The following is a 12,965-nucleotide window of genomic DNA, read 5'->3' on the forward strand; positions in this document are numbered from 1 at the left end:
AAAACGTACCGGCGACTACCACACGTAAGGCAGCAACCGATAACGCACGCGGCGGGTGTAGTCGCGATATCCGTCCAGCTCCTGGGTGAGTGCCTGCTCTTCGTCGAGGATGCGGAACACCAGGACCAGCAGGCCGGGCAGGAAAATCACCAGTCCCCAGTACGAGCCCAGCGCCAGCGGTATGCCCAGCATGAGAAACACATTGCCGAAGTACATCGGGTGCCGCACGAAGCCGTAGAGCCCGGTGGAGACCACCTGCTGGCCCGCCTCCACCGTGATGGTCGCTGCCGCGTAGCTGTTCTGGACGATCACCAGCATGGCCATGCCGAGTCCGAACACGACCAGCGCGTCGCCGAGGACCGCGACCGCAGTGGGCACCGACGACCAGCCGAACCGATGGTCCAGAGCGCTCACCACCATCATTGCGAAGATGCTCAGAAAGGCGCCGGTGATGATGAACCTCTGGACGGTTCGGGTTTCGGCTCGCGGTCCGGCATGCATGCGCCGGCGCAGCGCGTCGGGGTTGGTCCGGGCCAAGTAGATGCTCGGCACGATTGTTGCAACCGCGAAGACCGCGATGAAAACCCAAGCCTGCCAATAGTGAAACGTACCGGCCGGATAGAACAATACAAACCCGAATACGATAAGTCCGCTCAGTCCTGAAACGAGCGCTCTGACACCGGTTTTCATGATCGCAGGTCCCTTCGCCGAAAAGCGGTGGCAGCCAAGGTAATCAGTACGGTGTCGACGGCCAGCAGCCAGAGCACCGGTGCGACGGTGAAGTCGCTGCCGACTCGCGGGGTGTGCGCGAACGGCTCCAGGTCGAGCAGCCACTGCGGGGATCCCGACAGCGAGCCCAGCAGGTATACGGCGATGAACGCGACCAGCACGCCCCAGGCCACCGGCGTGAAGCGCGGCGCCACTGCGAACAGCCCGACGGTCACCGCCGACAGCAGCCAGACGGCGGGTATCTGCACGGCCGCGGTGCCGACAACGGTGGGCAGCTTCCCGGCTATGTCGCCGGCGGCCATGCCGTAGGCCAGCCCGGCCGCCAACCCGGAGATCAGGATCGCCGCCGCGGATCCGGCTAATGCGATCACCAAATGGCTTGCCAGCCAACGAGTCCGGGAGACCGCTCCGGCGAGTAGGGTTTCGGCTCGCTGTGTGGTCTCCTCCTGGTGCAGGCGCAGCGTCAGCGAGACCGCGAAGGCCGCTGCGACCATACCCAGCATGCTGAAGCCCACCGCGATGAAGGCCTGCTCCAGAACGCCGGTGCCACCGAGGCGGGCCACGATGTCGCGGGCCGCCGTGCCGCCGCCCAGTTCGTCACCGATGCCGTGCACCACACTGCCGATCAATAAACCGTAGAGGCCGAGGCCCACCGTCCACACCAGCAGCGTGCCACGGTCCAGCCGCCAGGCCAGCCCGAAGGCATTGCCCAGCGAGGCTGCGGCGGCGCCCCGTCCGGCGCGTTCGGCGATCAGTCCGGCGCCGACGTCGCGGCCGGCCAGCAGTCGGTACGCCACCGCGGTGAGGACAGCTGCGGTGACCAGATGCAGTGACAGTACCCAAAAATGGTCGCCCGCATAGGGTCTCACTTGCAGTGACCAGCCCAGCGGCGAGAACCAGGACAGCGCGCCGGTGCCGGCATCGCCGACCGCGCGCAGCGTGAATGCGGTGCCCAGCGCCGCGAACGCGAACCCGCGCGCGACCCGGGCGCTGGGCGACAGCTGCGCCGCTACGGCGGCCACCGCGGTGAAGACCAGTCCCGAGGCGGCCAGGGCCGCGCCGAAGGCCAGCGATCCGGCCGGCGGGACGCTGGTGGTGAGTAGCCCGGCCGCGCCGATCACCCCGGTAGCGATCGACGCCCCGAATGACAGCAGTAAGGCTGCGGTGAGGCTGGCGTACCTGCCGACCGCGGTCGAGTCGATCAGCTCGGCCCGGCCGGTCTCCTCGTCCGCCCGGGTGTGCCGAATGACGGTGAGGATGACCGCCACCGCGATGAGCACGTGAAACATCCCGGCTTTCCAGATGCCGACCGCGCCGAGGCTGTCGTTGTAGACCTGGCCGTAGAGCGCGCGCTGGGCGGGGCTGGCCATGATCGAGGCCGCGAAGCCCGCGCGGTCGGCCTCGGTGGGGTACACCTTTTCGATGCTGCCGATGTAGACCGAAGCCAGCGGCACCGATAGCAGAAACACCCAAAGTGGCAACACGACCCGGTCCCGGCGCAAGTACAGGCGTAGCAACCCGATCGTGCCAGTGAAGTTCGAACCACGTTGCGGCCCAAGGGGTTGCGCGTGGTTACGGCGGTCCAGAATTGCGGTGCTCATAGCGCTGGCACCTGCTGCTGGCCGTTGCTGCTGTAGTGCCGCAGGAACAGCTCCTCGAGCGACGGCGGTTGGCTGACCAGGCTGCGCACCCCGGCATCGCCGAGCACCCTGATCAGTTCGCCGAGGCTCTCGCTGTCGACCTGCGCCCGCAGCGTCGAGCCGTCGACGCTGACGTCTGCCACACCCTTGATCCGGGTGATATCGCCAGGGTCGCCGATCAACTCGGCCTTGATGGAGGTACGGCTGAGATGCCGCATGGATTCCAGCGATCCGCTCTCGACGGTCTTGCCGGCCTGGATTATGGTCACCCGCTCGCACAGCGCCTCGGTCTCGGCCAGAATGTGGCTGGACAGCAGGACGGTGACGCCGCGGTCGCGCGCCTCGGCGACGCATTGCTGAAAGACGTTCTCCATCAACGGGTCCAGGCCGCTGCTCGGTTCGTCCAGCAGCAGCAGCCGGGCGCGCGACGAGAAGGCCGATACCAATGACACCTTCTGGCGGTTGCCCTTCGAGTAGGTCCGCACCTTCTTGTGCGGATCGAGTTCGAACCGCTCGATCAGCTCAGCCCGGCGATTCTGGTCGAGGCCGCCCCGCATGCGGGCCAGCAGGTCGATGGTCTCACCGCCGGTGAGCGACGGCCATAACGTGACATCGCCTGGTACATAGGCAATCTGGCGATGCAGTTCGACGGCGTCGGCCCACGGGTCGCCGCCCAGTAGCCGCACGCTGCCGCTGTCGGCTTTGACGACACCCAGCAGGATGCGAATCGTGGTCGACTTGCCGGCCCCATTCGGGCCGAGGAAGCCGTGCACTTCGCCTTCGCGCACGGACAGATCGAGGCCGTCGAGTGCTCGCACCGCGCCGAAGTGCTTGGTAAGACCGTGGATATCGATCGGTGCGTTGTCAACTGACATGTGGGTCTCCTAGATCACTTGAGGAATCTTGGGCCAGAAACGCCTCGTACATGGTGCGATCGGTCAGCAGGCCCTCGGTATAGACCTCGAGGGCGGGCAGCACCATGTCGCGGGCGTAGTCGCGCAGGACCGCGCGCAAATCTGTTGGCGTTTCATGCATTTGCAGATAGAGCAGGAAACCGCCGCCGCCGGTGATGGCCAGATATTTGGCCCTGGCATGCGGATCGCGGCTGGGCTTCACGGTGCCCGCCCGCACGCCTTCCTGCATGTACTCCTCTGTGTTGTCGATCATTCGCTGCCACAACAGCGTTGCCAGCTCGCCACCGGATTGCATGCTGCGTACCAGGTAGGTCATCAACGGTGCGTACGACTCGATCTCGCTCATCGCGCCCAGCCAGGTGGCCGGGTCGTTGGACTGGATCGTGGCGGACTTGTCGCTACGGATTTCTTCGGCGACGTAGTCGTCGCAGGCCTTGCGCAGGCCGTCCTTGGAGCCGAAGTGGTGGATGACCAGCGCTGCGCTCACCCCGGCTGCTTCGGCGATGGAACGCAAGCCCACTCCGAAGCCGTGCTGACCGAACTGCTCGATGGCCGCGTCGCGGATTCGAGCGGTGGCGGTCAGGTCGGCTGAACGCATGTTCAGTACATTAAACGCACGTTCAGCACAACGTCAAGAGGGGTCGGTCAGACTTGCCCCGGGGCGCCGTTGGGGCCGTTGCCCCCGTCGTTGCCTGCGTCGCCGCCGATGACGGCGCAGCCGCGGTTGACGATCTACAGGCCCTGTCGTTGTCGGTCGCACACGTCGAAGGGGACATCTACCGCGCCAGCTGCAAGGCCGGAATCGCTACTCGCGCCGAACTGGCGAACGTGGTTGCGCAGTTCGATCGCTAGTCGCGAACGGCGGCCAGCACGCCGTCGCCCAGCGGAATCAGCGCCGGTGTGAGCCGTTCGTCCTCGGCGATCAGGCGCGCCGCCTCCCGGACCGCGGTCACCTCGGCGTCCCGCGCGGCGGGGTCACCGGCGCGCCCGCCAAGCGCGGCGCGATGCACGACGATGATGCCGCCGGGCCGCAGCAGCCGAACGCCCTGGACGACATATTCGGGCTGGTCGATCGGGTCTGCGTCGATGAACACCAGGTCATACGATTCGTCGGCGAGACGAGTCAGCACCTCTTGGGCCCGGCCGCTGATCAGCCGGGTACGCGACGGTCCGATGCCGGCCTCGGAGAACGCCTGTTTGGCCAGCCGCAGGTATTCCGGCTCGATGTCGATGGTGGTAAGAACGCCGTCGTCGCTCATGCCCGAGAGCAACCACAGGCCGCTGACGCCGGCTCCGCTACCCACTTCGGCGACCGCCTTGCCGCCGCTGAGCTTGGTCAGCAAGCTCAGCAGCGCGCCCACGGCCGGGGTCACCGCTCCGGCGCCTATCTCCACCGCCCGCTCGCGAGCGCCGGCCACGATCGCGTCTTCGGATATCGACTCTTCTGCGTGCGCCGAGAGTGCCTCTGCGCGACTGGGCGCCCTAGTCGGGGCCTCCTGGCCGGGGGTTTTGTCGTCGGTGCTGGCCATGTCCGCAGCGTATGTCGAATTCGCGACGCAGCAGGGCAGGCGCGCGAGACACGCCCGGGAGCAGCGGCGCGGCCAAGATAACTTTGAACTTCATAACTGCTGGATAACGTGGGTAACAGTATGGTTTCTCAGCTAAACCTCAGATTGCTCCTATGTCGCCCATACGCCGGTACGCGACGGTATCGGTATGGAACGCGGCGGACGCTGGACCGGGAATACGGATTGGCAACTCCGTGTTTCGGCGGATGAAGAAATGCCAACCCTTGATCGCAAGGGAAATGCGGAGGAACCAATTATCACTACCTTGAGCCCGACCACCATGTCTCATCCTCAACAGATCCGTGACGATGAGTGGGTCGAGCCGTCTGACACACTCCACGGCACCGCCGTCTTCGACGCGACCGGGGATAAAGCCACCATGCCGTCGTGGGACGAGCTGGTGCGCCAGCACGCCGACCGGGTGTACCGGCTGGCGTATCGGCTCTCGGGCAACCAGCAGGACGCCGAGGACCTGACGCAGGAAACCTTCATCAGGGTGTTCCGCTCGGTGCAGAACTACCAGCCCGGCACCTTCGAGGGCTGGCTGCACCGGATCACCACGAACCTGTTCCTGGACATGGTCCGCCGGCGGGCGCGTATCCGGATGGAGGCCCTGCCCGAGGATTACGACCGGGTGCCCGCCGACGAACCCAACCCCGAGCAGATCTACCACGACTCGCGGCTGGGGCCGGACCTGCAGGCCGCGCTGGACTCGCTGCCGCCGGAATTTCGTGCCGCAGTGGTGCTCTGCGACATCGAGGGTCTGTCCTACGAGGAGATCGGCGCGACGCTAGGCGTGAAGCTGGGCACGGTGCGCAGCCGGATCCACCGCGGCCGTCAGGCCCTGCGCGATTACCTGGCCGCCCATCATGAGCGCGGTGAGCTGTACCCCTCGGCCAGCTAAGCGAACCGCTTAGCCGCCGAGTTCATCTGTTTGGCCACTGGATGGTTGCCAACTGGTCGCAAATCCTGGGGTTTTAGCCGCTGATGATGGTTATCAAGCACCGCGCCGCGCTACATTCGAGTTACCGACGGCTCGAACATGTAGGAAGGGAGCGGGAGGATGGCCGGCCCTGAAAACATGGGACATGTATTTCGGCGCGCGTTCTCCTGGCTCCCGGCGCAATTCGCCTCCCAAAGTGATGCGCCCGTGGGCGCCCGCCGGTTCCGTTCCACCGAGCACCTGTCCATTGAGGCCATTGCGGCGTTCGTCGACGGTGAGTTGCGGATGAACGCGCATCTACGCGCCGCGCACCACCTCTCGCTGTGCCCGCAGTGCGCGGCCGAGGTGGACGACCACAGCCGCGCGCGTGCCGCGCTGCGCGACTCGCATCCGATCCGGATTCCCAGCACGCTGCTCGGACTACTGTCCCAGATTCCGCATCACCCGGTCGACGACCCAGCGCCGCTATCCGACAGCTGCACCGACGGCCTTGCGGACCGCGAGGCGCGCGACCAGCGGAAGCCCCGCTAGTAGGGTGGACACGAACAAACGCCGTGCCCGCACGGCGGATGTAAGCCCTGTCTAGACCGCATCAGACGCTCAGAACGTTCAGAAGAGGATGCATGACCTCCGACCAAGGCAATAACGGTGGCCAAGACGGCGGCTCCCGCCTAGCGCCGCGCCCCATCTCCCGGCCACCGGTGGACCCGGCATCCCGTCAGGCGTTCGGGCGCCCGTCCGGGCAGCAGGGATCGTTTGTGGCAGAACGGGTCCGCCCCCCGAAGTATCGGGATCAGGGTGAATTCCGGCCCCACGATCAGCCGGCCGACCCGGTGCTGGAGGAGGCGTTCAGCCGTCCGTTCGGCGGCACCGACTCGCTGCAGCGCCATCCGATCGACGCCGGGGCGCTGGCCGCCGAAAAGGACGGCACCGATTCTGACGAACCCGACGATCCGTGGCGTGATCCGTCGGCCGCGGCGGCACTGGGCACCCCGGCCGTACCACCGCCGGCGCCACCGGGCTCGCTGGGCTACACCGGCAAGCTCGGTGTGCGCGACGTGCTGTTCGGCGGCAAGGTTTCCTACCTAGCGCTGGCCGTCCTGCTGCTGATCGCGCTGGTCATCGGCGTGATCGGTGGGGTAGTCGGCCGTAAGACCGCCGAAGTCGTCGAGGCGTTCACCACCTCGAAGGTGACGCTGTCCACCAATGGCAACGCCCAAGAGCCGGCCGGCCGGTTCACCAAGGTCGCGGCCGCCATCGCCGACGCCGTGGTGACCATCGAGTCCAAGAGCGACCAGGAGGGCATGCAGGGTTCCGGCGTCATCATCGACGGCCGCGGCTACATCGTCACCAACAACCACGTGATCTCCGAGGCCGCTAACAACCCCAGCCGATTCAAGACCACCGTGGTGTTCAACGACGGCAAGGAAGTCCCAGCCAACCTGGTGGGCCGCGACCCCAAGACCGACCTGGCCGTTCTCAAGGTCGACAACGTCGACAACCTGACGGTGGCCAGACTCGGTGATTCGGACAAGGTGCGCGTCGGCGACGAGGTCCTCGCCGCAGGCGCGCCGTTGGGGCTGCGCAGCACGGTTACGCACGGGATCATCAGCGCGCTGCACCGGCCGGTGCCGTTGTCGGGGGAGGGCTCTGACACCGACACCGTCATCGACGCCCTGCAGACCGACGCCTCGATCAACCACGGCAACTCCGGTGGTCCGCTGATCGACATGGATTCGCAGGTGATCGGGATCAATACCGCCGGTAAGTCGTTGTCGGACAGCGCCAGCGGGCTGGGCTTTGCCATTCCGGTCAACGAGATGAAATTCGTTGCGCAAACGCTGATCAAAGACGGCAAGATCGTGCACCCGACGCTGGGTATCAGCACCCGGTCGGTAAGCAACGCAATCGCATCGGGTGCCCAGGTGGCCAACGTTAAGGCCGGCAGCCCCGCGCAGAAGGGCGGAATCCTGGAAAACGACGTGATCGTCAAGATCGGCAACCGCAAGGTGGCCGACTCCGACGAAGCCGTGGTGGCGGTACGGCAGCTGATGATCGGTCAGGACGCACCGATCGAGGTGGTCCGCGACGGTCGCCACGTGACGCTGACGGTCAAACCCGACGCCGATACGAGCTCGTGATGATCGCAAGCGCGGCGCAACCGGGCCCAGCGGGTCATCACCGTCCGACCTGATGTTCGCCAACATCGGCTGGGGGGAGATGCTCGTCCTCGTGGTGGTCGGGCTGGTGGTGCTTGGCCCGGAACGGCTGCCGGGTGCCATCCGGTGGTCGGCGAGCGCGCTGCGGCAGGCGCGCGACTACCTCAGCGGCGTGACCAACCAGCTGCGCGAGGACATGGGGCCCGAATTCGACGACATCCGTGGGCATCTCGGCGAACTGCAGAAGCTGCGGGGGATGACGCCGCGGGCGGCTTTGACCAAGCATCTCCTCGACGGCGACGACTCCATCTTCACCGGCAACTTCGACAAGCCGACTGAGGCGCCGCCTACGCCGTCTGCGCCGCAACAGCCTGCGGCAGATCCGGAGCGCACCCCGTTCGACCCCGACGCGACGTAGTCGCGTAGGTGCTCGAACGTGCGCAGGTGTACCCCTATTGCGGCGTGTCGTTGTGCAGACACGCACACTCGCGGGTTTAACGCCGGGTGGGGTCGAGCCCGAGCGACATACCGGCCAGACCGCGCCGGCGAGTCGACAGGCGGTCGGCGATGCTGCTCAGTTCCTTGCCCACCGCCGAATCCGGTGCGCTCAATACCAGCGGGACCCCCTCGTCGCCGGAGGCCACCAGCGCGGGGTCCAGCGGGATCTGGCCCAGCAGCGGCACCTCGGCTCCGACCGCGCGCGACAGCCGCTCGGCGACCTGCTGGCCACCGCCTGAACCGAACACCTGCATTGTGCTGCCGTCCGGCAACACCAGCCCGGACATGTTCTCCACCACTCCCACCACGCGCTGGCGGGTCTGCAAGGCGATGCTGCCGGCTCGTTCGGCCACCTCGGCCGCGGCCAGCTGGGGAGTGGTCACCACCAGGATCTCGGCGTTCGGGATCAGCTGGGCCACCGAGATGGCGATGTCCCCGGTCCCGGGCGGCAGGTCGAGCAGCAGCACGTCCAGATCACCCCAGTAGACGTCGGCCAGGAACTGCTGCAATGCCCGGTGCAGCATCGGCCCGCGCCACACCACAGGTGTGTTGTCCCGGGTGAACTGGGCGATCGAGATGACCTTCACCTCGTGGGCGATGGGCGGCAGGATCATCGACTCGACCTGGGTAGGCCGGTCGGTGGTGCCCATCATGCGAGGAATGGAGTGGCCGTGGATGTCGGCATCCAGCACACCCACCGACAGGCCGCGGGCGGCCATGGCGGCGGCCAGGTTGACCGTGACGGTGGACTTGCCCACCCCGCCCTTGCCGGACGCGACCGCGTACACCCGGGTCAGCGAGCTGGGCTGGGCGAACGGAATGACGGGTTCAGCGGCGTCACCGCGCAGCTGCTTGCGCAGCTCGGTGCGCTGCTCGTCGCTCATCACATCGAGGCTGACCTTGACGGCTCCGGTGCCCGGGACGTCGCTGACCGCCTGAGTGACGCGCTCGCTGATCTCGGTCTTCTTGGGACAGGCGGCGGTGGTCAGGTAGATCTCGACATGCACGCTGCTGTCGGCGTTGATGTCGACGCCCTTGACCATCCCGAGTTCGGTGATGGGACGGCGAAGTTCGGGGTCTATGACTTTGGCCAGCGCGTTGCGAATCGCCCCGACGAGGTCGGTGGCGTCATCTCGGGTTCCGGACATCACCGCCGAGTGTAGGCGGCTGCAGGCTGCGGCGGATCAGCTGACCGGCGTGAGTGCCGGCTCACCCGGTGCCGGGGGGCTGGGCTTGGGGCTCTGCGGCGTAGCCGGCTTAGGCGATGGCGCCGGGTTGGCCGGGGCCGGCGGCGGTGCGATCGGTGGCGGGGCCAGCGGATCTGGCAGCGCAGGAGCCTGGGGCGGCGCCGGCGGTGGACCCTGCGGCGCCAGCACGATCCCACCATTGGGGATGGGCGGGCCGGCGGGTGCCGGGTCCTGCGCGCCAATGCAGATCAAGGTGCAGCCAGGAACGTTCGTCGGCAGCGGCGCCTGCGCCGGGGCGGTCGGCTGTAGCCAAGGCCACATGGGCTGCTGCGGCATCGGCCACATCGGTGCCTGAGTGAGGATCTGCGGCGGTCCGAAGTCGATCAGCGGCATGTGCGAGCTCATCGGGTCGTTGACGCCGAGGCCGTTGACGTTCATCGGCAGGTTGGGCCCCAGTCCCTCCGGGTGCTCGAGGTGCGCGTCGCCGATCGGCGGGGGCGGCCCGGTGATCGGCGGCAGGTCGACGGGCACCACGCCGGTGGCGTAGGCCGCCGCCCAGCCCAGCACGTTCTGGGCGTAGGACATCGAGTTGTTGTAGCGCAGGATCGCGGCCATGACCTGACCCGGATCGCGCAGGTTGAGCCCGCCGCTGCACAGGTACCGGGCGGCGGCCATGGTTGAGTCGAAGATGTTCTGCGGGTCCGGCACGCCGTCGCCGTCGCCGTCGATGGCGTAGCGCGCCCAGGTGCCGGGCAGGAACTGCATGGGGCCCATCGCGCGTGCGTAGGTGACGCGATTACCGACCTGGCTCTGGATGATGACCTCGTTGCCGGGCAGCGTGCCGTCCAGCGCCGGGCCGTAGATCGGGTTGACGGCGGTGCCGCGCGCGTCGACGGCACCGCCGTTGGCGTGCATCGACTCGATGCGCCCGATGCCGGCCAGCAGGTTCCAGCTGATGCCGCAGGCCGGCTCCGCGGCGGCCATCTTCGTCTCGGCGTTGCGGTAGGCGGTCAGCGCCATGAGTGGAATGCCCAGGGCGCCAGGGGAATTCACGATCATCGGGGGCGGCGGTGCGGAGATGGTGGCGGCGGCGACGTGGAACTTGGTCGGCCGGCGCTGCAGGGAGATGACGACCGGGCCGGATAGGTCGATGCGCGGCGACGGCGCGACGGCGGCCACCGGAGTGATGGCGGCGCGCATGGGCGGCTTCTTGCCGGGATAGGTGGGGGCCGTTCCGCTGACCGCCCCGGCGAAGACCAGGGGCGTGATCACGGCCATACCGAGTGCCGGGCGCGTCAGGCGAGATGCCCGCTGCCGCACCGTGGCGAGGGCCGGGTGTGCACCCCAGCGTCCCCCTATGCGCACTCGACCGTCCTCAGGATGAGCCGTCGGGAAACTGTCTTTTCTTAGCTTCGTGAACTAGATCACCATACATAACTCTTGTTACTGGAGTTGCGCAATGGCGGAGTTGGTTCTCAGCTGGATTTTTTAGCACGCCGATCGTCGGCCAGTCGCGCCGGCCCCGGTTCCGTTCTGGGCGTCTGCATTTCCGTCAGCAGGGTGCGCAGGCTATCGAGTTCGTGGCGCAGGTAGTCGCGGGTGGCGACTTCGCCGATGGCCAGCCGCAGCGCGGCAAGCTCGCGGGCCAGGTACTCGGTGTCGGCCTTGGTCTGTGCGGCGCGCCGGCGATCCTCCTCCAGCGCGACCCGGTCGCGGTTCTCCTGACGGTTCTGCGCCAGCAGGATCAGCGGCGCGGCGTAGGCGGCCTGGGTGGAGAAGGCCAGGTTCAGCAGGATGAAGGGGTATGGATCCCAGCGCCAGTGCACGGCGAACAGGTTCAACAGAATCCAGGTGATCACCAGGATGGTCTGCAGCAGCAGGTAGCGGCCGGTGCCGAAGAACCGCGCGATGGATTCGGTGATCTGCCCGACGGCCTCGGGATCGAGCCGCGGGGTGTACCTGCGCGAGGTGCGCGGGGTGTACAGCCCGCGCGGTGCTGCCAGCTTGCTCATTGATGCCCTCCAGATCGGGCGGGCCGGCCGGCGGGGTCGAGTTGCTGCACGTCGACGCGCCAGTCGTGCGGCAGCAAGTGATCGAGCAGGTCGTCTACTGTGACGGCGCCCAACAGGTGGTTTTCGTCGTCGACGACGGGGCCGCAGACCAGGTTGTAGGCGGCGAAGTAGCGGGTGACCGCACCCAGCGGGGTCTCCGGTGTCAGGGTGAGCAGGTCGGTGTCGACGATTCCGCCGACCAGCGCGGCCGGCGGGTCGCGCAGCAGCTGCTGAAGAGGCACGCAGCCAAGGTAGTGGCCGGTCGGAGTGGCAGTCGGCGGGCGCGTCACGAACACCATCGACGACAGGGCCGGGGTCAGGTCAGGGTCGCGAACCCGGGCCAGCGCCTCGGCCACCGAGGTATCGGGCGTCAGCACCACCGGATCTGACGTCATCAAGCCGCCCGCGGTGTCCGGCGAGTGCTTGAGCAGCCGGCGCACCGGGTCGGAGTCGTCGGGATCCATGCGAGTCAGCAGCATCTCGGCATCGTTGGGATTCAGCACGCCGAGCAGGTCGGCGGCGTCGTCGGGATCCATCTCTTCCAGCACGTCGGCCGCCCGTTCGGTGCCCAGTTGCGAGAGCACCTCGGCCTGATCCAGCTCGGGGAGCTCCTGCAGGATGTCGGCCAGCCGGTCGTCGTCCAGCGCCTTGAACACCTCATAACGGCGTTTGCTGGGCAACCCGCGAATGGCGTCGGCGACGTCGACGGCCCGTCGCCCCTCGAACTGATCCAGCAGCTGGGCCACCGCCTGTCCCGGCATGGCCAGGGCCGACGGCGTCAGCCCGTGCACGTTCTGCCAGTCCACGACATGAACCGGCCCGCGTCGCCCCAGCCGCCGGTGGGTGCGCACTGCCACCCGGGTGACCAGCCAGTCGCGGGTCCGGGTCTGCTCGATGGCCAGGTCGGTGATCACGATGTCGGCGTTGGCCAGCTCCGGCAAGTCCGGGTCGGTGACCTTCACCGGGGTGTCGAGCACCTGGCCCAGCGCCAGCACCTCACCGGGGCGCTGCTCGAAGTGGCGCAGCGAGACGTTGCCGGTGTTGAGGGTGACCGCCTTGGGCTCGATCGCGGCGACGCGCAGCATCGGGATGAAGATGCTGCGGCGAGTTGCCAGATCGACGACCAGCCCGAGCACACGCGGTTGTTGGCGCACGATGCTGATGCTGATCACCACGTCGCGCACGCGGCCGAAGTTTTCGCCCATGGGGCCCAGCACCATCATCCGCGAGAGTCGCGCCACGTAGACCCGGTCGACTGATCCCATGGTTGAGAGCG

14 protein-coding genes are annotated in these 12,965 nt (G+C 67.3%); 5 read left to right on the forward strand and 9 right to left on the reverse strand.

Annotated elements, in window-relative coordinates; genetic code table 11:
* Nucleotides 1-15: 15 nt before the first annotated feature.
* From AWC27_RS01895 to AWC27_RS01910, 4 genes are read right to left on the reverse strand one after another with little or no spacing between them, the layout of a single operon-like run.
* Nucleotides 16-690 carry a methyltransferase family protein gene (locus AWC27_RS01895; RefSeq protein ID WP_085668934.1) on the reverse strand — a complete coding sequence of 225 codons (675 nt, stop codon included), beginning with the start codon at nucleotides 688-690 and terminating at the stop codon, nucleotides 16-18.
* A complete protein-coding gene (locus AWC27_RS01900; protein WP_139836706.1) occupies nucleotides 687-2,330 on the reverse strand; it encodes an ABC transporter permease in 1,644 nt (547 codons plus the stop codon). The genes AWC27_RS01895 and AWC27_RS01900 overlap by 4 nt, the downstream gene beginning before the upstream one ends.
* The gene (locus AWC27_RS01905) at nucleotides 2,327-3,244 is read right to left on the reverse strand and encodes an ABC transporter ATP-binding protein (RefSeq protein ID WP_085668935.1); all 918 of its coding nucleotides are present in this window, start codon (nucleotides 3,242-3,244) and stop codon (nucleotides 2,327-2,329) included. The genes AWC27_RS01900 and AWC27_RS01905 overlap by 4 nt, the downstream gene beginning before the upstream one ends.
* Nucleotides 3,234-3,881 (reverse strand): TetR/AcrR family transcriptional regulator, encoded by a 648-nt coding sequence (locus AWC27_RS01910; protein ID WP_085668936.1) that lies wholly within the window; start codon nucleotides 3,879-3,881, stop codon nucleotides 3,234-3,236. The genes AWC27_RS01905 and AWC27_RS01910 overlap by 11 nt, the downstream gene beginning before the upstream one ends.
* 53 nt (nucleotides 3,882-3,934) lie before the next feature.
* Here AWC27_RS01910 and AWC27_RS01915 point away from each other — a divergent pair, with 53 nt between their 5' ends.
* Complete coding sequence (locus AWC27_RS01915; RefSeq protein WP_085668937.1) at nucleotides 3,935-4,135, forward strand: hypothetical protein; 201 nt, start codon at nucleotides 3,935-3,937, stop codon at nucleotides 4,133-4,135.
* Here AWC27_RS01915 and AWC27_RS01920 read toward each other — a convergent pair.
* The gene (locus AWC27_RS01920) at nucleotides 4,132-4,812 is read right to left on the reverse strand and encodes an O-methyltransferase (RefSeq protein WP_085668938.1); all 681 of its coding nucleotides are present in this window, start codon (nucleotides 4,810-4,812) and stop codon (nucleotides 4,132-4,134) included. The genes AWC27_RS01915 and AWC27_RS01920 overlap by 4 nt on opposite strands.
* A 187-nt stretch (nucleotides 4,813-4,999) precedes the next feature.
* On the opposite strand from AWC27_RS01920, the gene sigE reads away from it, so the two are divergent.
* From sigE to tatB, 4 genes are all read left to right on the forward strand, one after another.
* Complete coding sequence (sigE, locus tag AWC27_RS01925) at nucleotides 5,000-5,755, forward strand: RNA polymerase sigma factor SigE (RefSeq protein WP_085668939.1); 756 nt, start codon at nucleotides 5,000-5,002, stop codon at nucleotides 5,753-5,755.
* Nucleotides 5,756-5,914: 159 nt separating this feature from the next.
* On the forward strand, nucleotides 5,915-6,325 hold the full coding sequence (gene rseA / locus AWC27_RS01930; protein WP_085668940.1) for an anti-sigma E factor RseA: 411 nt from the start codon (nucleotides 5,915-5,917) through the stop codon (nucleotides 6,323-6,325).
* Nucleotides 6,326-6,417: 92 nt separating this feature from the next.
* Nucleotides 6,418-7,935 carry a serine protease HtrA gene (htrA, locus tag AWC27_RS01935; protein ID WP_085668941.1) on the forward strand — a complete coding sequence of 506 codons (1,518 nt, stop codon included), beginning with the start codon at nucleotides 6,418-6,420 and terminating at the stop codon, nucleotides 7,933-7,935.
* A 52-nt stretch (nucleotides 7,936-7,987) separates the two neighbouring features.
* Entirely contained in the window at nucleotides 7,988-8,371 is a 384-nt protein-coding gene (tatB, locus tag AWC27_RS01940; RefSeq protein ID WP_085668942.1) for a Sec-independent protein translocase protein TatB, read from the forward strand.
* A gap of 76 nt (nucleotides 8,372-8,447) precedes the next feature.
* Here tatB and AWC27_RS01945 read toward each other — a convergent pair whose 3' ends face one another.
* The 4 genes from AWC27_RS01945 to AWC27_RS01960 all read right to left on the reverse strand — a co-directional run bounded on the left by AWC27_RS01945 (nucleotide 8,448) and on the right by AWC27_RS01960 (nucleotide 12,954).
* The gene (locus tag AWC27_RS01945) at nucleotides 8,448-9,599 is read right to left on the reverse strand and encodes an Mrp/NBP35 family ATP-binding protein (RefSeq protein ID WP_085668957.1); all 1,152 of its coding nucleotides are present in this window, start codon (nucleotides 9,597-9,599) and stop codon (nucleotides 8,448-8,450) included.
* 36 nt (nucleotides 9,600-9,635) lie between these two features.
* A complete protein-coding gene (locus tag AWC27_RS01950; protein WP_085668943.1) occupies nucleotides 9,636-11,003 on the reverse strand; it encodes a lytic transglycosylase domain-containing protein in 1,368 nt (455 codons plus the stop codon).
* A 110-nt stretch (nucleotides 11,004-11,113) separates the two neighbouring features.
* Nucleotides 11,114-11,650: a DUF1003 domain-containing protein gene (locus tag AWC27_RS01955; RefSeq protein WP_085668944.1), complete on the reverse strand. Its 537-nt coding sequence runs from the start codon at nucleotides 11,648-11,650 to the stop codon at nucleotides 11,114-11,116.
* Nucleotides 11,647-12,954 carry a magnesium transporter MgtE N-terminal domain-containing protein gene (locus tag AWC27_RS01960; protein WP_085668945.1) on the reverse strand — a complete coding sequence of 436 codons (1,308 nt, stop codon included), beginning with the start codon at nucleotides 12,952-12,954 and terminating at the stop codon, nucleotides 11,647-11,649. Before AWC27_RS01960 ends, AWC27_RS01955 begins: the two co-directional genes overlap by 4 nt.
* Nucleotides 12,955-12,965 lie beyond the last annotated feature (11 nt).

Source organism: Mycobacterium szulgai, assembly GCF_002116635.1.
GTDB lineage: Bacteria > Actinomycetota > Actinomycetes > Mycobacteriales > Mycobacteriaceae > Mycobacterium > Mycobacterium szulgai.

Excerpts from the sequence above, each read along its gene's own strand:
- AWC27_RS01955 (WP_085668944.1), bottom strand. The coding sequence starts at position 11,650 with ATGAGCAAGCTGGCAGCACCGCGCGGGCTGTACACCCCGCGCACCTCG.
- sigE (WP_085668939.1), top strand. The coding sequence starts at position 5,000 with ATGGAACGCGGCGGACGCTGGACCGGGAATACGGATTGGCAACTCCGT.
- AWC27_RS01905 (WP_085668935.1), bottom strand. The coding sequence starts at position 3,244 with ATGTCAGTTGACAACGCACCGATCGATATCCACGGTCTTACCAAGCAC.
- AWC27_RS01960 (WP_085668945.1), bottom strand. The coding sequence starts at position 12,954 with ATGGGATCAGTCGACCGGGTCTACGTGGCGCGACTCTCGCGGATGATG.
- rseA (WP_085668940.1), top strand. The coding sequence starts at position 5,915 with ATGGCCGGCCCTGAAAACATGGGACATGTATTTCGGCGCGCGTTCTCC.
- AWC27_RS01920 (WP_085668938.1), bottom strand. The coding sequence starts at position 4,812 with ATGGCCAGCACCGACGACAAAACCCCCGGCCAGGAGGCCCCGACTAGG.
- AWC27_RS01945 (WP_085668957.1), bottom strand. The coding sequence starts at position 9,599 with ATGTCCGGAACCCGAGATGACGCCACCGACCTCGTCGGGGCGATTCGC.
- AWC27_RS01910 (WP_085668936.1), bottom strand. The coding sequence starts at position 3,881 with ATGCGTTCAGCCGACCTGACCGCCACCGCTCGAATCCGCGACGCGGCC.
- htrA (WP_085668941.1), top strand. The coding sequence starts at position 6,418 with ATGACCTCCGACCAAGGCAATAACGGTGGCCAAGACGGCGGCTCCCGC.
- AWC27_RS01900 (WP_139836706.1), bottom strand. The coding sequence starts at position 2,330 with ATGAGCACCGCAATTCTGGACCGCCGTAACCACGCGCAACCCCTTGGG.
- tatB (WP_085668942.1), top strand. The coding sequence starts at position 7,988 with ATGTTCGCCAACATCGGCTGGGGGGAGATGCTCGTCCTCGTGGTGGTC.
- AWC27_RS01895 (WP_085668934.1), bottom strand. The coding sequence starts at position 690 with ATGAAAACCGGTGTCAGAGCGCTCGTTTCAGGACTGAGCGGACTTATC.